The 22,050-nt window shown below is 54.7% G+C and carries 18 protein-coding genes; all 18 read right to left on the bottom strand.

The window, feature by feature from the left end; all coding sequences use genetic code 11:
• Positions 1 to 5 precede the first annotated feature (5 nt).
• The 18 genes from AC2T28_RS23010 to AC2T28_RS22925 all read right to left on the bottom strand — a co-directional run bounded on the left by AC2T28_RS23010 (position 6) and on the right by AC2T28_RS22925 (position 21,974).
• Positions 6 to 1,283, bottom strand: a complete 1,278-nt coding sequence (locus tag AC2T28_RS23010; RefSeq protein ID WP_486750950.1) for a molybdopterin molybdotransferase MoeA — start codon at positions 1,281 to 1,283, stop codon at positions 6 to 8.
• A 225-nt stretch (positions 1,284 to 1,508) separates the two neighbouring features.
• Positions 1,509 to 3,014: an aldehyde dehydrogenase (NADP(+)) gene (locus tag AC2T28_RS23005; RefSeq protein ID WP_486750949.1), complete on the bottom strand. Its 1,506-nt coding sequence runs from the start codon at positions 3,012 to 3,014 to the stop codon at positions 1,509 to 1,511.
• A gap of 16 nt (positions 3,015 to 3,030) precedes the next feature.
• On the bottom strand, positions 3,031 to 4,029 hold the full coding sequence (locus AC2T28_RS23000; protein ID WP_486750948.1) for a 4-hydroxythreonine-4-phosphate dehydrogenase PdxA: 999 nt from the start codon (positions 4,027 to 4,029) through the stop codon (positions 3,031 to 3,033).
• Positions 4,030 to 4,031: 2 nt separating this feature from the next.
• Positions 4,032 to 4,745 carry a GntR family transcriptional regulator gene (locus AC2T28_RS22995; RefSeq protein WP_486750947.1) on the bottom strand — a complete coding sequence of 238 codons (714 nt, stop codon included), beginning with the start codon at positions 4,743 to 4,745 and terminating at the stop codon, positions 4,032 to 4,034.
• Position 4,746: 1 nt separating this feature from the next.
• Positions 4,747 to 5,661, bottom strand: coding sequence for a dihydrodipicolinate synthase family protein (locus tag AC2T28_RS22990; protein WP_486750946.1), 915 nt, complete (start codon positions 5,659 to 5,661; stop codon positions 4,747 to 4,749).
• Complete coding sequence (locus tag AC2T28_RS22985) at positions 5,658 to 6,830, bottom strand: L-rhamnonate dehydratase (RefSeq protein WP_486750945.1); 1,173 nt, start codon at positions 6,828 to 6,830, stop codon at positions 5,658 to 5,660. Before AC2T28_RS22985 ends, AC2T28_RS22990 begins: the two co-directional genes overlap by 4 nt.
• 1 nt (position 6,831) lies before the next feature.
• Positions 6,832 to 8,331, bottom strand: a complete 1,500-nt coding sequence (locus tag AC2T28_RS22980; RefSeq protein WP_486750944.1) for a tripartite tricarboxylate transporter permease — start codon at positions 8,329 to 8,331, stop codon at positions 6,832 to 6,834.
• A gap of 6 nt (positions 8,332 to 8,337) precedes the next feature.
• Positions 8,338 to 8,820 carry a tripartite tricarboxylate transporter TctB family protein gene (locus AC2T28_RS22975; protein ID WP_486750943.1) on the bottom strand — a complete coding sequence of 161 codons (483 nt, stop codon included), beginning with the start codon at positions 8,818 to 8,820 and terminating at the stop codon, positions 8,338 to 8,340.
• A gap of 62 nt (positions 8,821 to 8,882) precedes the next feature.
• Positions 8,883 to 9,833: a Bug family tripartite tricarboxylate transporter substrate binding protein gene (locus AC2T28_RS22970; protein WP_486750942.1), complete on the bottom strand. Its 951-nt coding sequence runs from the start codon at positions 9,831 to 9,833 to the stop codon at positions 8,883 to 8,885.
• A gap of 345 nt (positions 9,834 to 10,178) precedes the next feature.
• Positions 10,179 to 12,371, bottom strand: a complete 2,193-nt coding sequence (locus AC2T28_RS22965) for an ATP-binding protein (RefSeq protein ID WP_486750941.1) — start codon at positions 12,369 to 12,371, stop codon at positions 10,179 to 10,181.
• Between the two features lie 257 nt (positions 12,372 to 12,628).
• Positions 12,629 to 14,179 (bottom strand): polyamine aminopropyltransferase, encoded by a 1,551-nt coding sequence (locus tag AC2T28_RS22960; RefSeq protein ID WP_486750940.1) that lies wholly within the window; start codon positions 14,177 to 14,179, stop codon positions 12,629 to 12,631.
• Positions 14,180 to 14,257: 78 nt separating this feature from the next.
• Entirely contained in the window at positions 14,258 to 14,845 is a 588-nt protein-coding gene (locus AC2T28_RS22955) for a hypothetical protein (protein ID WP_486750939.1), read from the bottom strand.
• Positions 14,846 to 14,874: 29 nt separating this feature from the next.
• The gene (locus AC2T28_RS22950; protein ID WP_486750938.1) at positions 14,875 to 16,050 is read right to left on the bottom strand and encodes a GNAT family N-acetyltransferase; all 1,176 of its coding nucleotides are present in this window, start codon (positions 16,048 to 16,050) and stop codon (positions 14,875 to 14,877) included.
• Between the two features lie 124 nt (positions 16,051 to 16,174).
• Complete coding sequence (gene speD, locus AC2T28_RS22945) at positions 16,175 to 16,564, bottom strand: adenosylmethionine decarboxylase (protein WP_486750937.1); 390 nt, start codon at positions 16,562 to 16,564, stop codon at positions 16,175 to 16,177.
• A gap of 374 nt (positions 16,565 to 16,938) precedes the next feature.
• Positions 16,939 to 17,739, bottom strand: coding sequence for an Ig-like domain-containing protein (locus AC2T28_RS22940; RefSeq protein WP_486750936.1), 801 nt, complete (start codon positions 17,737 to 17,739; stop codon positions 16,939 to 16,941).
• 68 nt (positions 17,740 to 17,807) lie between these two features.
• Positions 17,808 to 20,705, bottom strand: a complete 2,898-nt coding sequence (locus AC2T28_RS22935; protein ID WP_486750935.1) for a beta strand repeat-containing protein — start codon at positions 20,703 to 20,705, stop codon at positions 17,808 to 17,810.
• Positions 20,706 to 20,886: 181 nt separating this feature from the next.
• Positions 20,887 to 21,522, bottom strand: a complete 636-nt coding sequence (locus AC2T28_RS22930) for a TadE/TadG family type IV pilus assembly protein (protein ID WP_486750934.1) — start codon at positions 21,520 to 21,522, stop codon at positions 20,887 to 20,889.
• Positions 21,516 to 21,974 (bottom strand): TadE/TadG family type IV pilus assembly protein, encoded by a 459-nt coding sequence (locus AC2T28_RS22925; RefSeq protein ID WP_486750933.1) that lies wholly within the window; start codon positions 21,972 to 21,974, stop codon positions 21,516 to 21,518. The genes AC2T28_RS22930 and AC2T28_RS22925 overlap by 7 nt, the downstream gene beginning before the upstream one ends.
• Positions 21,975 to 22,050 lie beyond the last annotated feature (76 nt).

Here is a 22,050-nt window from a genome sequence, read left to right as displayed (position 1 = left end):
TTTCCTCAGTTGGTGAAGGGCAGGAATTCAAGCAATCCCCCCTTGCTAATGCTTTCTGTTTCAGCGGGGATGAACACCAGCCCATCCGCATCTGTCAGGCGTGACACCCGTGCCGATTGGGTGTCGGGCGGGCAATCCACCAGTTCACGCCCCAAGCCATCGAAACCCGACAGGGTCGCTAGGCGAAGTTCACAACGCCCAGCCCTGTGGCTCAGCTCAGATGACGCGACCACATGGCGACGTTTTGAAGGCCGGGTGTCGGCTCCGCTTAGCCCGTTCAGGATCTGGGTGCCAAAGAGAGTCCATGTGACCAGTGCAGAAACAGGATTACCCGGAAGTCCTAGCCAGTAAGCTGCGCCGACACGGCCAAAGGAGACCGGTTTTCCGGGTTTCACCGCAACGCCTGAGAACCAAATATCGCCGCCCAGTTCTTGGATTGCAGGTTTGACATAATCAGCAGCACCTACGGATATGCCACCTGTGGTCACCACAACATCCGCAGCTTTTGCCAGTGCCGCCAGTGTGTTGCACAGGTTGGGCAAGTTGTCGGCCCCATGGGACACCTGAACAACATCTCCCCCCGCGTTTTGAATGGCTGCAACCAGCATCGGCGAGTTTACGTCCCAGATTGCTGACGTTTCGAGCTCTCTGCCCGAAACGCGCACCTCGTCCCCGGTTGTCAGGACAGCCACCTTGGGGCGACGTTGCACCGGCACTGTGGCACAGCCAGCCGCCGCCAAGACTGCCACCTCGGTTGGGCCGATTTTCCGGCCCGAAGGCATTACCTCGTGACCGGTTGCCATATCCTCGCCGGTTAGGCGTACATGAGCGCCAGTTGCAGGTCGCTGCTTTAGGGTGATCTGACCACCCTCGCGCAGAACGTGTTCTTGCATCACAACACTGTCTGCCCCTTGTGGCAGCGGCGCACCGGTAAAGATCTGCACGGCTTGATCTGACACGATGGGCGTTTTGGTAGATCGGCCTGCGCGAACACAGTCTGTCACAGTCAGTGTCCATGGCCCCTCACCCACCAAACTGGCTGTGTTGATCGCATAGCCATCCATAGCTGAGTTATCGAATGGTGGGGTCATGCCCTGCGCCAGTACAGGCCGAGCAAGCGTTCTGCCCAGCGCCTGATCCAACGGAACGGTCTCGTGGTTTTCGTTATTCGATACCCAGCTTGAAATCACCTCAAGTGCTTCCGGAATGGAGACCAAATCTTGTGCCACATCCAGCGTGTCACAGCCGCAGCCTACAGCTTCGAAAGGTTGCATCACTGTCATGGCATGGTCTCCTTTGGGGTTAGATTGCGGCCAATGCCCCAAGGATCACAAAACTGCTGAGGCTGTCTTTGTTCTGGGTCAAACGCAATGCGACCTCGCAGCGATGGTTTCTCTGCTTCCAGTCGCAGGGGAAAGCTGCAACCTGCGCCCGCCGGAAACAAAAAACCGGGACGCTACACGCCCCGGTTTCTTTGATTTGTACGACCTCGAAATGAGGCAACGAACTTAGGAGTTCGGCATCAACGCGTCTGGCAGGTTCTGATAGCAAACCGGGCGCAGGAAGCGACGGATCGACAGGGTACCAACAGATGTTGCGCCAAAATTGGTCGAGGCAGGGTAAGGCCCGCCGTGAACCATGGTGTCGCTCACCTCAACACCTGTTGGGAAGCCGTTGACCAGGATCCGGCCAGCTTTGCGTTCGAGCACTGGCATCAGGGTCTGGGCAGACTTTGTGTCGCCGTCGTCCATGTGCAGGGTGCAGGTCAGCTGGCCTTCCAAAGCCTTGGCAATGTCACGCATCTGATCCAGATCGTCGGCAACAACAACCAGCCCAAGCGGACCAAAGACTTCTTCACCCAGCTCTTCAGCCTTCATCCAGTCAGACGCGGTGGTCTGGTACAGGAATGGAGTGGCTTCGCGACCGGTACAGCTGGTGGACAGCAGTTCCTGAACGCCGGCACCGCCCGCAATCCGGGCCTGTCCGTCACGATAAGCCGCAGCAATACCGTCTGTCAGCATAGTCTGCGACGCAGCGCCGTCCAGCGCTGCCTTGGCAGCATCCGCAAAGGCTGCAACCTGGTCCTTGAGCACAACCGCGATGCCAGGGTTGGTGCAGAACTGGCCTGCGCCCATGGTCAGCGATCCAGCCCAGCCAGTACCGATTTCAGCGCCACGTGCGCCGCCAGCCTCAGGCATCAGGAACATCGGGTTGACTGAGCCCAGCTCGCCAAAGAATGGAATCGGCTCGGGGCGTTGGGCGCACAGGTCGAACAGTGCGCGACCACCGGCCAGCGAGCCGGTAAAGCCAACCGCCTTGATCAGCGGGTGCTGCACCAGACGGGTACCAACATCACGCTTGCCGCCCTGCACTAGTGAGAAGACGCCGGGATGCACACCACATTTGGCGATGGCTGCGTGGATGGCTTCGGCGATGATTTCGCCTGTACCTGGGTGGGCCGAGTGGCCTTTGACCACAACCGGGCAGCCAGCAGCCAGTGCGGCAGCGGTGTCACCACCTGCAGTCGAGAAGGCCAGCGGGAAGTTTGAGGCACCAAAGACCGCAACCGGGCCAATGGGACGCTGAACCATCTTGAGATCTGGGCGTGGCATCGGTGCACGATCTGGCAGCGCCTCGTCGTGGCGCAGGTCCTGATAATCGCCAGCCAGAATGTGCGAAGCAAACAGGCGCAGCTGGCCAGTTGTACGGCCACGCTCACCCTGCAGGCGGCCTTCGGGCAGGCCGGTCTCTTCGGTACCGATCTGGGTGATCGCATTACCGCGTGCTTCGATCTCGTCGGCGATGGTATTCAGGAAATCCGCGCGTTCCTGGCGGGTTGAATAGCCAAAGGTCCAAAACGCCTCTTCTGCGGCTTCAACTGCGGCGTCGACATTGGCTGTGGAACCGATTGAAAACGTGTGAGCGGTGCCATGTGCTGGCTCGGACAGGAAAGTTGCGTCGCCTGCAACCCATTCTCCGGCAATCAGATGTTTTCCGTGTGGGGTGAACGTCATGTCAAAAATCTTTCTCTTACTTATCCCAATGGGTGACCATGGTGCAGGCGATATCAAATGCCGCACGGGTTGCACCCGCATCTGCCCTGCCCTGACCGGCAATGTCAAATGCTGTCCCGTGTGCGGGGGTAGAAACCGGCACTGGCAGGCCGCCCTGAACCGTGACGCCGCGATCAAAACCAAGCAGTTTCAAGGCAATCTGGCCCTGATCGTGATACATGGTCACAACCGCGTCAATTTCCTTGGCCACTGCCTTGAGGAAGACCGTGTCTGATGGCCAGGGACCATCCACCGCCATCTGGCCCTGCGCCAGTTTTTTGACGGTTGGTTCAAGGATATCAATTTCCTCGGTGCCGAAGTTGCCGCCATCGCCCGCGTGTGGATTGATTGCTGCAACCGAAATGCGTGGGCGATCTAGGCCTGAGCGACGTAACACGTTGTGGATCAGGTGAACGGCTTCACTGACACGTTCCTCGGAAATCGTATCGGCAACATCACGCAGGGCAATGTGGCTGGTGACGCGGCTGGTCCACATGCCGTCGAGCGTGTTCAGTTCCGAGATGTAGTTGGTCACACCCAGCTTTTCGGCCATGTAGTGCAGCTCATCATCGTGGCCCAGACCGGCCAAATGCATCGAGGCCTTGTTGAAGGGGCCAAAGACAATCGCGTCGATTACGCCGGACTGGACGAACTCCAGCGCCTGATCCAGGGTTTTCAAGACAGATGCACCGCCAGCCTCAGTCACTGTCGCGACCTCGATCTGCTCTGGCGCGATAGTCTCCATCGCATGAAAGGCCACGCCTTCGCTCACGCTCCAGTCATCTGCGCGGACATCCACTGGGGTCAGGGCAAAGTCTTGTTCGGCCACGTTCTGACCTGCCTCAAACACATGGGCGTCGCCGATCAGCAGGATATCTGCTGCATCCGTTACGTCATCCTGGTTCAACAGGCGCGCAATCAGTTCCGGCCCGATGCCGCTGGGGTCACCGGGGATAATGCCAATCTTGGGTTTCATATTTAGTCCTCGGTCTGCGCCGCATCACGGGCTTCGTGGATGCGAGTGATATTGGAAATGGTGCTTTTGAGGTGATCGCGCAAGGCGCGCCGGGTGGCCTTGGCATCGCGCGCGACAAGGGCTGTTGTGATGTCGGCATGCTGCGACAGGGTGTTATCGCGCCGATCCACCTGTTGCGACGACAGGAACCGCGCCCGCCATAGGCGCGCGTTATACTGGCGATGCGTCTCGATCAGCGGTTCATTGCGACTGGCCTCGACAATCGAGGAATGAAACCGCATGTCGAGTTGGAAGAACTGCAGGGCCGTCATCTCGGATGAGCCTTCGGCCATACTGTGACCCAGTTTCTGGATCTCGGCAATCTCGGCATCTGTGGCCTCGACACAGGCAGTTTCACCCGCCAGGGCTTCGAGTGCACCAAGAACCGAGATGTACTGGGTCAGTTCCTGCAGCGATGGATCGGCCACGCGGGGGCGACGGGTGACGGAATATTCCACCAGACCTTCGATTTCCAAAAGCCTGAGCGCTTCGCGCAGCGGGGTGCGCGAAATGCCCAGCGCCTCGGCCAGTTCCCGTTCGGGGATCGAGGTGCCCGGTTCAAGTTTGCCCAGCAGGATAAACTCGCGCAGGTTATCCGCCGCTTCCTCGGCCAGGGTGCGGCGGGGGCGCACGGCCCCTTCTTCTTTGAGTGTTGAAATCCAACCGCCCTGTGTCATGCTATTTGCCCCAATTCAATACAACCGGATCCAGTGGCCGTAGCAGATCCATCAACCCAGATCGAGTGTCCGGATGCAATGGTTCAATTGGATGGCGACAGAATTCCGATTTGATTACACCACCTTCAACCATGGCAGCCTTGGCTGCGCGGAAACCACACTGGCGGTTTTCGTGGTTGATGGCGGGCAGAACTCGACCATAGGCGGCTGTGGCCCCTGCCCTGTCGCCAGCCAAGTGCATTTCAATCACCGGCTTGATTTGATCCGGGATCATGGCGCTGGTCATGCCACCGATTGCACCGGCATCCAGATCGGCCAGCAAAGTGATGGCTTCCTCACCATCAAACGGGCCTTCGATAACATCGCCACCCGCCTCGATCAGTGCACGCAATTTGGCTGCGGCACCGACGCATTCGATCTTGAACAGTTTGACCATCTCAATCTCGGTGGCCATTTTCACCAGCAAAGGAACCGGCAGGTCAACTCCCGACAGTGGCGCATCTTGTACCATAATCGGCAAGCCAACATCGCCAACAACCTTGAACTGCTCATACGTCTGGCTTGGTGTGCCCTTCATCAAGGCCCCATGGTACGGCGCCATCATCATCACCATCGAAGCACCCAGGTCTTTGACAAACTGGGTCCGCTCAACCGCGATCTCAGTCGCAAAGTGGCTGACGGTGACAATCACCGGCACACGGCCCGCGACGTGTTCCAGGCACAGGCGCGCTAGGGTTTCCCGCTCGGCGTCGGAAATCAGAAACTGTTCCGAGAAATTGGCCAGAATACAGATCCCATCTGCGCCCTGATCAATCATACAATCCAGCACCCGTGTCATGCCCTCGAGGTCAAGGGTGCCATCGGGGTTGAACGGGGTTGGCGCAACCGGCCAGATACCTTTGTAAGGGCGGCTCATTCTGTCACCTCAAAATCTGCTAGGTACTTGTCAGAGATCGAAATCCCCAGACCCGGCTTGGTGTCGTCCAGATCCAGATAGCCATCGTCCGCATCGGGATCGCCCTCGAAGATGTAGTAGAACAGCTCGTTTCCGACCTCGACGTCGAAGACTGGGAAGTACTCGGAGATCGGACAGTTCACGTTGGCCATGGTCAGGTGATAGTTGTGCATCTGCCCTGCGTGCGGGATCACTGGCACCTGATAGGCCTCGGCCAGCGCGTTGATCTTTTGCGCCGCAGTGATGCCGCCAACGCGGTTGGTGTCATACTGAATGACAGACACAGCCTTTAGATCCAGCAACTGACGGAAACCCATCAGCGAGAACTCGTGCTCGCCACCAGAGATCGGGATCGGGCCTTTGTTCAGCTCGGCATAGCCGTGGATATCGTCAGCAATTACCGGCTCTTCCAGCCAACGCGGCTCAAACTTCTCGAGCTTGGGCAGCATGCGTTTGGTGTAGTCGAGGTTCCAACCCATATAGCATTCCAGCATCAGGTCGGTGTCGTAACCGATCACCTCACGCACCGCTTCGACCCGTTTCAGGTTCTCGCGCATGCCCTTCATGCCATCCTTGGGACCATAGCCAAAGCGGGTTTTGAAGCCCTGATAGCCGTGTTTCATCGCCTCTTCAGCCTCGGCCTGCATCGCCTCGACACTGTCGGCATAAAGTTTGGAGTAATAAACCGGGATTCTTTCCTTGGTCCGGCCACCCAGCAGTTTGAATACCGGTTTGTTGGTCAGCTTGCCCATCAGGTCCCAGATCGCGATATCCACGGCTGAGATCGCGGTCATGCCAACACCCTTACGGCCCCAAGCATGAGTGCGGCGGTACATTTTTTCCCACAGATAAGCATAATCAAACGGATCTTCGCCGATCACAATTGGGGCATAGTACTCGTCAATCGCCGCCTTGACCAAGTTGGGCGCTAGCGCCGCGTTGCCAATGCCGATCATCCCGCATTCGGTTTCAACCTCGCAGGTCAACCACTGGTGAAAGCGAAAGCTGCCCATGGCATCGCCACGATCATACAGGGCATCTGACGCGTTGGTGCAGAAGTTGCCCTGGGGTGGAACTGTCTTGCCTTTCCAGTTCCAGACGCGGGTACGGACTGATTTTATTTTTGTCATTTTATTCTCCAGTCGACTCGACAGGTGAGCGTTGTTTGAACATCAGGCCCCAAACCAGCGGGCCAAACAGGGCCAGCGCGGTCAGGACAAAGAAGAAAAGAGCAAGCGGTCGGGTGAACATCAGCCACCACTGTTCGTCGAGCATCACCATGGATTGGCCCAGACGGGTTTCCAGCATGCCACCCAAGATCAGGCCGATGGCCATGGGCACAACCGAGAACCCATAACGACGCATGAAGAAGCCAAGGATACCCGAGCCAACGGCGATCAACACGTCGATCATCGACTGTTCCAGTGCATAGGCACCGACGATTGAGAAGATGAATACGATGGGCCAAAGGATTTGGATCGGGATCAGGGTGACGCGGGCAAACAGCTTGGCGCCAAACAGGCCAATAAAGAAGAACAGTACGTTGACCAGCATCATCGACCAGAAGATGGCAAAGGCGAAGTCGGCCTGTTCAGTGAACATGGTTGGACCGGGGCGCAAACCGTGCACCATCAAGCCAGCCAGGATCACAGCCGCCGTCGGGCTGCCGGGAATGCCTAGCGCCAAGGTCGGCACCATAGCCCCACCAGTAGCCGAATTGTTGGCCGCCTCGGACCCAGCGATGCCTTCGAGCGAGCCATTGCCAAATTCTTCGGGCGTTTTGGACCAGCGCTTGGCCTCGTTGTAGCCAATCATCGAGGCCACGGTTGCCCCTTCGGCTGGCAGGATGCCAATGAAGGTACCGATACCGGATGAGCGCAGGATGGTACGCCAGACCTTCTTATAGTCCGCACGGCTCGGCAGTTTGATCGCCTTCATGATCACCTGCTTGCGTTCCACATGCAGGTTGTCAGCCTGGATCAGCAGCTCGGAAATACCGAAGACACCGATCATCACCGGCACAAAGGGAATGCCCTCGCTCAGTTCGTTCATGCCAAAGGTGAAGCGTTCGATTGAGGTCAGCAGGTCGATGCCCACGGTTGCTACCAGCACGCCAAAGGCGCCGGACAGGATGTTCTTGATAGGCGAGCCATCACCAATGGTGGCCAGCATCGACAGGCCAAACACTGTGAGAGCAAAGTACTCGGGCGGTGCAAAGTTATAGGCGGCGCGGGCCATCAAGGGGGCCGCTGCCATCAGGCAAACAACCGAGACGATGCCACCAATGGTCGACGACACAGCCGCCATCCCCAAGGCCTTGCCAGCTTCGCCACGCTGCGCCAGCGGATAACCGTCAAGACAGGTGGTGGCACTGGCCGAGGTTCCCGGCGTGTTGATCAGAATGGCGGTGATTGCGCCGGCAAAGGTGGCCGCACAATAGATGGTTGTCAGGATCGCGATGGCCGGGATCGGCTCCATCGTGATAGTAAAGGGAAGGAGAAGTGCGACACCGGTCGTCGCATTTAGGCCCGGCAGGGCCCCGACCAAAACGCCACCAAGCGTTGCGGCTACGATAAGCAACAGCAGATTGATGTCTGCCAGTGCTATAAGTCCGGAAAGAGCTGCGTCCATAGTTAGTTACTCGTACCAGAGGTTAGTTAGGAGACCGCGCGGGAAGCGGACTTCGAAGATGCCGTCGAACAGGAAGAACACGACGACGGGAGCGACAATGCCGACAAGGACCAAGGCCCAGGCACGGCGTTCCCCCCACAGGGCGGTCAGCGACACGGCAAACAGGCCCAGACCCAGGAACAGGTCAATCTCGGCGATCAGCAAGAAGCCAATCAGCAGACCGATGGTCATCTGCACCATTCTAGTGAGCGGTTCAGGGGCTTTGCTGTCATCGCGAAAGATCAGGTAGACCGCCAACATGATGATCAAGCCGATCACCAGCTGCGGGAAATCCTCAGGCTGCATGCCGCGTTTCAGGATGGGCGGAACACGATCGAACTGAGTGCTGAGCCAATAGGCCCAGGCGCAAAACACGATGATGCCCGCAGGAACGGCATATCGTGAAATATTGGTGCGGGGCTTTTGGGATTTGTCCAAAACAGGTTGCACTGGATTACTTTCTTGAAGATGGGTGTGGCCGCCCATTGGACCGCCACACCACACAGGTTATTTTATTCGATGAAGCCCAGCTCTTTCAGAGCGGATTCCATATCTGTCACCATGGTGGTGATCTGGTTGCCCCATTCTTCGGAGCCAACAACCGAAGTTGCATCCAGGCCAACCGACTCCAGAAAGCCCTGGTAAACGCCGTGCTGCATCGACTTCATCAGCGCGGCTTCGATCTGCTCGGCCACAGCGTCGGGAGTGTCTTTGTGAACCACAAAGCCACGCACGGTCGAGAAGCTGACGTCGATGCCCATTTCCTTGGCGGTCGATACGTCCGGCAGGCCTGCCATACGCTCGTTCGCCAGCACGACGATTGGGCAAACGTCGCCCGCATCGATCTGCGAACCGGCTTCGGCCAAGTTCAGAACCGCTGCGTCAACTGCGCCTGCAACCAACTGGGTTGCCAGCTCGCCGCCGCCGTCAAACGGAACGATTTTTGGTGTCTGCATGTCGCCTTTTTTGGTGAACATAAACGCTGATACGTCATCGATGTTGCCCAAGTGCGTGGTGCCGTAAGAAATCGGAGCCTCTTTCTGAGCCGCAACAAAGGCTTCAGCGCTGTCATAGGTGCCGCAGCGAACCATCAGGATCTGCGGATCGTCGGTGCCACGGGCAATTGGACGAATGTCGTCCAATGTCATTTCGGTCTTGCCTTTGGACAATGTCGCAGCGTGGCCAATGGTGAATGTCAGGATCGAGTGACCGTCAGCAGGCAGCGTCAGGTAGTGATCCATCGCAACAGCGCCGCCGCCGCCCTTTTTGTTGACCACAACCATGTCGGCCTTGAGCACGCGACGGGCACGCAGCATCATCATCCGGGTGGTAACGTCAGTACCGCCGCCATTACCGGCATGGGTCACAACTTCGATGGTCTTGGCAGGGAATTCGTCGGCGCTGGCAGCACCGCCACCAAACGCCATCGTAGCCGCCACAGCTGCGGTTAGAAACTTATTCATTGATTTCCTCCTCAGGGCTTCAAACTCGACCGTTCCTCCACAGTCGATTCGTATCTGATAGGGGTGGTCTAGCAGGTATTTGGAATTTGGTATACCAAATTTTATTTCGTTGACTTACCAGATTGTGTCAATTGCCCTTTTGGCTTGCCCTGACAGGTTGGAAGCCCTTCAAAACACTCAACCAAGTCCTCTGCCCTTACGCAGAGCGCTTCTGATCAGCACTGAATGGTGAACAGCCCGCCTAATTGGGGCTACAGAAGTTGATGGAATGTGATCAACAAAGGCTTTGCTGAATTGTATGGAGTAAGCCAACTGGAGTCTGGAGGATTAACCTCGACTCCTAGCCTACGATGGCGCTTTTGATCCAGCGTAGCGTGATATCAGTTTCGCTAGCTCGGCCCGGCTGATTGGCTTGCTTGCCATGTCCTGAAAACCCGCTTCCATAATGCGCCGTCGGTCCTCATCTGCAACATGTGCGGTCAGGGCGACGATGTTGACCCCTTCAGCCAGCCTCTGTGCCCGTATCTGGCGGTGCGCTTCGATACCATCAACCTCGGGCATGCTGATATCCATCAAGATCAGATCAAACTGACCGTGGCGTGCGGCCTCTACTGCTTCTGCGCCGCCGATTGCAGAAGTGACCCGGTGCCCCATATTTTGTAACGTTTTATCTAGCAGCACGCGATTGATGTCATTGTCTTCCACAATCAACAAGTGCTTTGCATTAGAGAGCTTCTGGGGCTTAATCGGTTCACTTTTTTGTTGTGTTGGTGCCACTGGCAGCGGCAAAACCACCCGGAACTGGCTGCCCTGCCCAGGGATACTTTCAGCCTCAATGACGCCCCCCATTGCCTCGACGACGCGCCGAGTGATCGCAAGTCCTAAGCCCGTGCCCCCGTTGGTACGTCCATAGTTGGCGTCCAGAGTAACAAAGTCCTCAAATATGCGCCGTAGATCATCCTGAGCTATTCCAATGCCGGAATCTCGGATCAGAAACTCGACCCAATTGCCATCTATCAAACGTTTGACGTCAACCGTGACCACGCCCTTAGTAGTGAACTTTAGTGCGTTCCCGATGAGATTCAGCATGGCCTTCTGGATTTGAGTTGGGCGTCCAAGAACATTGGCCGTGTCTTTCAAACGGCAGTGCAATTCAAGAGTATTTTCACGTGCACGGGCGTTAGCCTTTTGGCTGCTTACCAGCCCCCGCATCAATTCTTCCAAATTAAAGGCAACAGGTTTTCTTGCTGAAATGTCGGCATCCAGACCCGACAGTTCCAGCACTTCGTTGACATGATGAAGCAACAATTCGCCCGACACGCGCATGGCTTGCACATAATCATCCTGCTCCTGAGTGGTCTCGGTATCGTCCAGCAGCTCCAGAGAGCCCAAAACCCCAGTCAGCGGTGTCCGCATTTCGTGGCTCATCACTGTCAGCAGGTTAGATTTCGCACGCTCACCAGCAAGCGCTTTGTCACGGGCACCGCGAAAGTCTTCGACGGCGCCAGCTACAGCCGATATTTCGGTGATCCGCGACGACGGAAGAACCCGTGAAAAGTCACCTTTCAGCATTTCTTGCAAGGCTTCGTTCACGCGACGTAGAGGGTGAGATATCGCCAGAGCCACCAAGAGGGAAATCAATACAAACACAGTCAAACCAACCATGCCAGCCACCAAAGACCGTGTTTGAACAGATTGGTTTCTGGCTGCGGTCTCGGCCAGAATACTCTTGAGACGATCCAGGGCATGGAAATGAACAACATTTAGCAGTGGTTCCACCTCTGCAAACTTCGCTGACAAAGTCTTGCGAAGGTCGCTCTCCTTTACTGTTTCCAGAACAAACGCTGCAAAGGCCGCTTGGTATGCAGACAAGAGTTTATAAATTTCTGCTTGCTGAATGGGGCTTTCGAAAAAACTGGGCGGGAAGCTGCGGAATTCTTCGACGCGGGTGTTCAAAGCCCCAAGGTATGCGACATCGTTTCGTAGGATAAAATCTTTCTCATGCCGCCGCATCATCAGCATCTTTGCAGTTAGCTCGTGGCGTGCAGACTGCTCGAGTACCGCCTCAATACCATGAATGGACTGGCGCAGCTCACCCTGAAGTCCCGAATCTTCATCCAGCCCCAATCTGAGGTTACTGGCAACCAGTGCATCAAAGGCATTCTGGTATTCGGCAACTGCAGATCTAAGGCCTACAATCTCACCGGATGTATTCTCGAGTTCTCCGATCTGAGCGGACAGATCCCTAATTTCGTCCAGCTCTGCAAAAAGACTGACCATCGTATCGGCATGTATTTGCACATATTTTTCATCTTTACGAAGCAGGAAGTCTTTTTCGGCCCGCCGCGCAGAAAGAAAATCAACTTCAAAACGGCCAATGGTGAAATTCAACTCGCCAACGCGCAGGACACTGGTTTGCGCCCTGGTTCCGATATCATGGGTATATCTGGACATCACAATAATTGAGAGCATGACCAAGCTGGCCAAGACAACCATCGAGAAGACGGCCACAGTGATTGATGTTTTCAACTGTTTCATCTCGCCCCCATCCTAGCACAAATCCCGAGAAATCGATACAGAGTGAAACAGGCAGTCGTAACTCTACCCTAGGCCGTATTTAGTTTGGTTTATTGCTTTGGACAGGATATTTCTTACTGCCCAACCGCGCTGGCAGTGGGGCTAAGGCAAGAATGCCTTGCAGCGAGCAAGGCAAGGTTGAAATCCAGTTTTAGGCTGGCAGATTTTTTACTGAGGGGGCAGAGCAGCAAAGGGAACACGGCCAATGATAGCTGCCTTCAGTACCCGGCAATATCACGGGCGTATTCATGGTAGATGCTTGGGTTAAATATCGAGTTCACCTGCAAATCGCGACGGGGCTGCAAATCTGCCGGGAAGATACGTGCTGCTGTAAACACCTCGGGCGTCAGAAATCGCAAACCATCTGGCAGATCTCCCAAATCCGCCTCTGGCTGTTTGCTTGCCAAGTTATATCCCCAAACCCCAAAAGACGGGATCGACATCTGATAGTTCACCACTTGCGGGAAAAGCTCGGACAGGGTTTTTGACACCGTCCAATAGGTATGCGGTGAGAAAAACGGCGAACTGCTTTGGGTCACCAAAATCCCTTCTTCAGCAAGGATATTGTCGACCATTGCGTAAAACTCGATGGCATAAAGCTTGGAAAGAGCCTCGTTATGCGGATCAGGGAAATCGATGATGATCCGGTCATAGGTCTGATCCGTTGACTTGACGAAGTTGAAGGCATCCGTGTTGTGAACATTTAACACCGAGGCAGCCATGCTGTTGCCATTCAGTTTGACCACCGGAGCGAAGTCACGCCCGAGCTTTGTCATTTCGGGATCAAGATCAACAAGATCAATGCGCGTTACGCTTGGGTATTTCAGGATCTCACGTACAGCCAAGCCATCACCACCGCCTAAAACCAAAACCTTGTCGGGGGCATTCTCCCCCCAGGATAGGGCGGGATGGACCAGAGATTCATGATAACGATGCTCGTCCACCTCGGCGAACTGCAAGTGGCCGTCGATATACAACCGCACGTCGCCCTTTTGCCAGGTATTGGTCACAACCAGTGATTGGTACTGTGACTGCTTGCTCCACACGATACGGTCAAAATACAGATGGTCTTGGGCAAACGCAGTGATACGTCCGGCCAACAGGGTCAGTACAAATAGCATGACAATGGTGCCGATCGCACAGATCATCATCCGCTTTGGGGCATCCAAATAGTCCCACAACCACAAGACACTTAACAGTGCCACAGCTGCATTCGTCAGCCCGATCGCAAACGAGGCTGATATCAAGCCAAGAGATGGCAGCAATAGAATTGGGAACAAAACAGAGCCCAACAGCGCGCCAATGTAGTCGAGTGACAGGACATCCGACAGAGATTCCCGTGTGGTGCTGCGTTCAGACAAAACCCGCGTCAGTAAAGGTATTTCCAAGCCCACCAAAAAGCCAATCGCTGAAATGAAGCTGAACATGCCAACTGTGTAGAACCAGGGCGCATAGGGAAACAGCATGAACAGGGAGATACTACACAGGCCTCCGATCAGGGCCAGGATCATCTCGACCCAGATAAAGGTCTGGATCAGGTTGCCCATGAAAAATCGCGAGACATAAGACCCGACGCCCATTGCGAACATGAAGAACCCAATGGTGAGCGAGAACTGATAGACTGAGTTACCCAGCAGATAACTGGAGACCGTACCAATAATCAGCTCGTAGACGATGCCGCAAAGTGCGACGACCAGAATTGCCCCCAGCAGGACCATCGCTTGTTTCTTGGGCAGGTCTTCGTAGCGGAGCGTAGCAGGTTGAGTCATTTTTTCATCCAGTAGAAACAAGAGGGCCCGGTGCGAATGTCGCACCGGGCCCCGCTATGGGGTTAGGGACGCAAGGGCTTATTTGCCAGCACGCAGACCGCCGGAACGCGCACTTCGTGGTGCCGAATAGCTGGAGCGTGGTGTAACTTTACGGTTGTTGAAGCTGGAGGACGTGATCCCTGCCCCGCGCTGACGGCTCAGCAGGCTGCCCATCAGAGCACCTGCCAAGAAACCGGTTCCAGAAAAACGCAGACCAGCTGAAGACCCAGCCATATCAGTTGCAATCAAACGGTTGTTGGCCTCGTCAATTTCAATGGTAAAGACGTCGCCTTCTTCACCGTCTTTGACACCATTGGCATTGGTATCGGCGAAGCCCAGGAATTTGGCGTCCGACTGAATTTCCAAGCCAAGCTGTTTGTCATAAAACTTGGGCTCAGAATTCAACACCTGGGTCAGGTATCCAGTGAATTCGTCAACCTGATCATCAGCGGCCTCGGTGATACCGTTGCTGTTCAAGTGTTCCTGGTAGGTATTGATCGCAAATTCGGTGCGGTCCAGAGCCTGACCCAGATCAGCTGTCTGTTCAGACTTGGGCGCCAAGAACACCGAATAGCCAACAAAGCCAAGAACGCCAACGATGGCGATAGTTTTAAGATTTCCAAGCATGTAATTTTCCTATCAATCAGAGTTTGGAGTTATGTTTTGCCAAGGTCGCAGGTCCACCATTCTTGGTGCACCTCGGCGGCGTAGTAGTCGTTGAGCTTGCCACAAATACTAAACCCGTGGCTTTCCAGTGCAGATCGGTTGGCCTCTGACACATCAGAGGGCAGTGGCAGAACTGCCATGCGGAACTTGTTCTTGCGGGCCTGTTCCAGATGGTAATCTAAACCGGTCAAACCACCACTGTCTTCATCCCAGCTCAAACCTGCCACATCTTCGGTCTCGGCGGCTTTGTCGACACCGGTGATTTTAATCCCGGTATTCGAGCTCACCTCTGGCGTGGTCGCAGCGGGGGCTTCGGGATTGTTCAGGCCATAGATGATTTTTGCCTCGGTCGGGCTGTGATAGCCAGGCACTGTCAGCTCCACATTGGCCCCGAATTCTTCATAAAGCTTATGCGCACTGGCATAGATCTTTTTGCCGAACTCTTGGTAATCGCTGGTTTCCACGAAAATCTTGCGGACGCCATTTTTGGCAAGCATCCCCAAAAGATCGTTGAGCATCTGAGACCCCAGCCCCTGCCCCGTCTTGGATTGGTCCAGATAGGTCCAGGACAGCCAAGCCAGATCGGGCACTTGCTCGTCCAAGCCGAACCCGATCACACCCAGAACTTCGCCGCGCTCTTGCAGAACAAACATGTTGTCCATTCCACCGTCGACAAAGGTGTCTTCGGCCTCGCGGGCGTCGTCCTCATCTGTCTGCGCAATAATTTCGATCACCCGTGACGTGTGACGCCACTCCATGGGTTTAAGGGATGGCCCCTTAGAGCCAAACAACGAGCCGAACATGGCTAAACCTCCTCCGATCATTGCGGATGTGATGTGGGTGAATACGGCGATGTCTCGCTGCAATATGGTCGCCTCGGCAATCAGCGTGATCGCTATGATGCCACTGGTAAAGAGCCGTTGGCTGGGCGGTGTCGATGCAAGTAACCCGTAGGTTACTAACCCATAGGCCACGCCCGATAGTCCGACAAAGCCGGGGCCCACGAGCAGAAGTTCGACGGCGGTGCCCAGCGTGGCACAGAGACCTGCTAGCATTGCCGTTCTGACGGGGCCGATGCGCGGTTCTGTCAGCCAGCCGCCACCCGCGATCAGCAGACAATTGAGCAGCAGATGGTTCAGGTTGCCATGGAGCAAAACCCCGAACATATGGTCTGGCAAGGATACCAGTCCAACCGCGGTTTGAGCGGGACCCAAAACAACGTAAACTAAGACTGCTAGAACAATGAGTGATATCGTGACCAAACATCTTGATAGCTCCCTCATCCTTCACTCAGAGACCTGCAACTGCAAGCTTGGGTTGGACCTGACCAACAAGCCCACGTGTGATCACCTGCACCTCGGTACGCACGGGGGCAAAAAACTCTTCCAGAACGGTCAGGCTAAGCTTTGGATTGGCATCGCCACACATAAAGATATCGATCGCGGCATATTGGTGCTCTGGCCACGTGTGGATCGAGATATGAGACTCGGCCAATAACGCAACTCCGGTAAACCCGGACCGGTTTCCGAAATCATGTATATTAACATCAAGCAGAGTTGCACCCGCCGCTTGAGCGGCGCGTATCAGAACTCCCTTAGCTGGTAGCGGGTCAAACAGCTCTTTAGCCTCAAAAAAATCGGCTATCAGGTGTTGTCCCAGCGGAGAAATAGAATTTTCCATGCGTCGTCGAGAACCAAAATCAGTCTTTTATTCTTAGATAGTTAGGCAACAAATATGCCCGTTGAATACGCCGTTTCCGTTCTAAACGCAAGCTGGAGTTGCGGAAGGAACATCCCCCCGGACAAAGTAGCGCATCATCAATTTAACTACCTGTTATTGTGCAGAACAATACGCCTTTTTTCTTAATGGTACAATCCACCAACCTCCCTCACAAATCCCTCCCCGGGCAGCAAATCAATTGCCCGAACAATCACAGCCAGCCGCCGCGAAACGATAACAAAAGAGCCACCTGCAGGCACATTATGTTTGCAGGTGGCTCTCCTCAAAGACGTATGAAATCTCTGATTTTCCTATTGAAAGCAGGTATCGCTATCTCAGAGCATGAAACCGTCATCGGCAAGAGCCAGGGCACTTACTGCCTCGGTTGGTTCATTGGCACCGCCAACCACAATCGTAACGGTGGCTTGATCCGTGCCGCCATGAATGTCTGTGATGGTATAGGTAAAAGTGTCTTCCAGAGCTTGGCCATAATTGAGGGCTTGGATTTCTTCAGCCATCGTAAAGTCATAGACCAAGGTCCCTGTTTCGGCATCATATGTAACACTTGCCCCATACGCGCTGGTACCACTGTCCTGCGAGAAAACAAATTCGTCGCCGTCTGGGTCATCATCATTCGACAACAACTCAGCGACATCAATCACCGCAGGGCTGTCTTCGTCTGTGTAAGCCGAACTTGTGATGTCTCCATTCACATCAAATATGCGAACCGCGATATCGTATTCATTTGTTTCGGTTAAGAACTCACCTTGCCAGGAAATGACAAAACGTCCGTCAGCCAGTGTCGCAACATCAGGGTTGGCAGAACTCGCTGTGGTGACTGCAAAAACACTGCTGTTTTCACTTCCATCCGGGTTGAAGACCTGCGCACGGATCTCGTTGTCGTCTGGCCACGTCACAACAAACCGGCCATCTTCGAGCCATGTCACCGCAGTGTCCCGGTATGAATTATCCGGCAAGTTTTCCAATTGGAAATCACTCACAGCTACAGACCCGTCTGCATTGAAAATGGTCGCCAGATAGGTTGCTCCATCAGTATTGTCGGTAACGTCGGTAGACCAAATAACAATGGTCTGGCCATCAGGGCCAACTGCAACAGTAGGAGAATAATTACTCACCCCCTCCGAGCCATTGCTGGTCAACGCTTGCGTGGACACCAACGCGCCGGTGGCATCGAAAAAATCCACTATGATATTATGATCGTCGCCAGGCGTATCCACTCGAGACATTCGAGCAATAACAAAACCTCCGTCAGGAAGGGCATCAATGCTCGGCTGCGTGTTTTGGACATTTGGGCCAGATGCAATCGTGGTCTGCGCACCAACTTGGCCACCCTCGGAATCGAAAACCGATACCTCAACGTCATAGACCAGCTCGGACCCTGCGAAGTAAGTTTGCCCCAAGTTACGGCAAAACCGCCTCCGGCCAGTCCAACAATCTCTGGTTCGTTTAAGTTCGGACCACTGACATCATTAAGAATGAACTCTTCCGAAGTAGGGTTGCCGTCTGGCTCAAACACTCTGGCCACGATATTAAAGGGATATGTTGTGCCGGTCTCAGCTGTTTTCCAAATGACAACGTAGTTGCCATTTTCAAGCATCGTGACCTCTGGATCAAATTGTCGACCGTCGGTCTGGCTGTTTATCCGAAACTCATGACTAGTTGGCAGACCACCTGGGCTGAAACTCCGCGCTAGGATACCGCCGTACTGATCGTCTTCGGTGTTTTCGTTGGTTTGCCAAACAACAAGATAGGTCCCGTCGTCAAAAGTAATTATTGACGAGTCTGTTTGCCGGCCTGGAGTGCCTTGGTTGACCAGGATGACGTCGCTTGCTTCGAGCGTAGCAGGAGGGGCCGTCTCGTCGACCAGCAGATCATCACCCGTAACTGGCCCGTCATTTCCTCCGATCAACGAGACAGTAACGGTGGCGTCAAAAACTGTTCCATATGGGTCGATTACTGAATAGGTAAAGCTGTCTTCAAACACCTCGCCCGCACCAAGGTGTTGCAGCACGTCATCGGCGTTATAGGTGATGCTTTCGCCATCATATGTCACCCGAATGCCCGATGTGCTGTATTCGCTCACGGTGAAGCCTGGAAGCCGATCTCCTAGGCCTTCATCATTTTCCAGCAAGGTCGATAAGGAAATCTCCAGGGGACCTTCTTGATCGGACGCCACGTGGTCGTCAATCAAAGTGGGGTCGCCCTGCCAAGTCAGATCAAGAAAATAATCATCCCCTTGGAAGTAGATCCCCTCAACGCCCCTGAGCATGTCAGATCCTGTGTCAGGCACACCTGAGTTTACGGACGTGATTTCGATACGAGACGAGGACCGTTCTATTTGATAGTCAGCAAACGAGCCTGTGTAGTAGACAATATCATACCCCTCTCCAGCGGAAATACTATCGTTGCCCTGACCGCCCCAAATCCGGTCGTCACCACCGCCGGTCTGGATCGTGTCGTTGCCGGCACCACCATAAATTCTGTCGTTGCCATCGCCAGTTCGGATCCGGTCGTTTCCAGCACCAGTAGAAGTATCTCCGTCACCATCACCGGTGCGAATGTCATCCCTGCCAGCGCCCGTCGAGATAGCGCTGCTTCCGCCACCGACGGAAATCTTATTGTTGCCGTTTCCAGTTGAAATCTGGTTGAAACCATCACCATCACCAGCGCTGATGCTGTTGTTCCCATGTCCGACAAGGATAAAGCTGGAGCCATCGCCGACTTTAATCCGGTTGTGACCATGGCCGCTGAAAACTTCATTTTCGCCATCGCCAAGCGTGATGGAATTAGACCCATTGCTGGCAAAAACGCTCATTTTGCCATCGCCAGCTGATATTTTTTTATTGCCATGCCCAGTAGAAATGGTGGCATAGCCGTCTCCAACACGGATATTATCCTTGCCGTCACCGGTTTCGATATAAGTCGATCCGTCCCCTACCGAAATTCGATTATTACCGCCTTCATCCTGGATAGCACTGATCCCGTCACCCAGCTTGATGGTGTCGTCGCCATTTCCGGTTTTGATGTTATTTTGGCCATTCCCAGCAGTGATGGAATTGCGTCCGCCACCTGCGTCGATTGTGTTCTCTCGGCCTTTGACTTGGATGGTGTCATCGCCATCACCCGTGGTGATCCTGTTTTCACCTGTTCCGGCGACTATGTGATTTCGCCCGCCGCCAGCCGAGATATCATTGTTCCCATTGCCAACCTTGATCCGGTCATTTCTATCATGCGTGACAATGAAATTATCGCCGTTCCCACTGGTGACTTTGTTGTTACCGCCCTCGGACCAGACGATATTGCGACCATCCCCCAGGCGAATATCATCGTTGCCCGATCCTGAATGGATCAAGTTTTCACCGTCACCAGCTGCAATTCGGTTACGCCCTTCATCAGCGGTAATGATGTTATTCCCATCCCCGGCAGTGATCCTGTCTTCACCATTTCCTGTTTTGATTTCATTATATCCGTCACCCACAATAACCGTGTTACGCCCACCTCCAGCGTCAATCAGGTTATCACCTTTGCCCGCGTGAATGATATCTGTGCCATCGCCTGTTTCAATTTCGTTGAAACCGTCGCCAACGGTAATGCGGTTATTGCCGCCACCGGCACTAATTTTGTTGTTGCCATCTCCAGCTCTAATTTGATCTTTGCCATCGCCTGCGGTGATCACATTGTCGCCATCGCCCGCCGTAACACGATTGGATCCATGCCCTACTGAAATTGAGTTCGCCCCTTGGCCAACAACAACGGCATCTCGACCGCTGCCAGTAGAGATCTGGCTGTTACCATCGCCAACGCTGACTTTGTTGTCGCCATCGCCGGCTGCAATCACGTTATGTCCATCGCCTGCGCGAATGTCGTCCCGACCTTTACCCGAAGAGATGGTGTTATTGCCTTTGCCAGCCATGATACGATTGGCACCATCCCCTGCCTCGATGGTGTTGCCTCCATCACCGACAGTAATCCGATCGCTGTCTTTGCCAGCCGAGATCTGGTTATTGCCGTCCCCCGCAGTGATCGTATTTCTGCCGTGTCCCGCAGTGATTTTATTGTGCTCTGAAGGGGATGGACACACTGCTTTTTCACAACAACAGCCGCGAATTAAATGTTGCAAAGAACGGTGAAACCGCGGGCAGACGCGGCGCTCGACCTGCCAATGAGCGAGAAGAGCCATGTCATTCTGGCGGTGATCAGTTCTGCCTGAAAAGATAAATGTAGAAACACATTCAGCCAGCTAATAGTCGCCGGATCAAAATTTAAGGGCAGACATCCCGGCAGTTATTCACATCCTCGCTTGTGATGCTGACTGGCTGAGCTGGGATCGTCAACGACGCCAAACCTGGGATCAGCTCATCCGCAAAGAGAAAATCAAACGACAGCTCTCGCAGCTCAACAGTGATCGTCGACACCGGGCCAAATGGGCGCCCAACATACCCCAAACCAGACCGGTAATATGTCACCCGAACATTGTCAGCTGTGATGAACGGTGCAAAGTCGCACATCCCCATCATCGACGGCGTTCCACTGGGCACGCAGGATCCATCGCCACCATCCAGCAACCGGGCCAAGCGGGAGGTGTCACAAGCGACTGTTCCAGCCCCGCAGGCCACGCTAACCGAGGTCGTGGGGGTTGGATCACCTTCGGGAATACCTGAGTGATCAGCAACAAGGCCGTCATAGGCAGCATCCCCTGTTATCGGCGATGAGACCGCCGCAAGACGCGCGCCAATCTGAACTGCCTTTGTTGCTTGGTTCCATTGGAACACAGCGGTGCCAAATTCGATCATGGCAACAAGAACAAGCAAGACAACGGGGGTGACCAACAAGGCTTCAACCAGGGAAATCCCCCTCGTGTCCTGCCAGAACTGTTCTCGGTCCAACGGCGTCACCATCCCAGATACCTCATGGTGGTCCAGTAACCGAGTGACACAGGTTCATTTAACACCGCAGAAAACAGCGGCGAGCCCTGATATGTTACGGTCCCGTGCACGATAACGATGTCGGACGCACTAGGTGTGGTAGGAGGGGTGACCGGTGTGATCACCAGCTCTGAGGCTGCATCCCACCCCGGAACGCGTGGGCTTCCTGCCCCCGCCGGATTTCCATAAAAGGCGATATTGCGGGCCGTTTCGGCAGAGCAGTCGTGAAAGCTCGGGCGACAGCGGCTCCAATAGCGTGCCGCATCTCGGACTCCGACCTGCAGCTGCTGGCGCTGCCACATCATATTGCCGAACTCCAGAATTCCAAATGTCACTAGTGAGAGCAGCGGCAGGGCCAGCAAAGCCTCGGCCAAAACCACGCCACTTTCGTCCTGGGAAAACTCTTTAACTGACCGGGCTATCACCCCAAATGCCTCCTTCTGCCTTCCATCAACGGTCTAAATCCAAGGCACACGTTACTCCGAACTCGGCCTGCAGTAC

It is taken from the genome of Parasedimentitalea nitratireducens (assembly GCF_057444295.1).
Note: the sequence above shows the minus strand (reverse complement) of the source record. Positions and strands in the feature narration are given on the sequence as shown.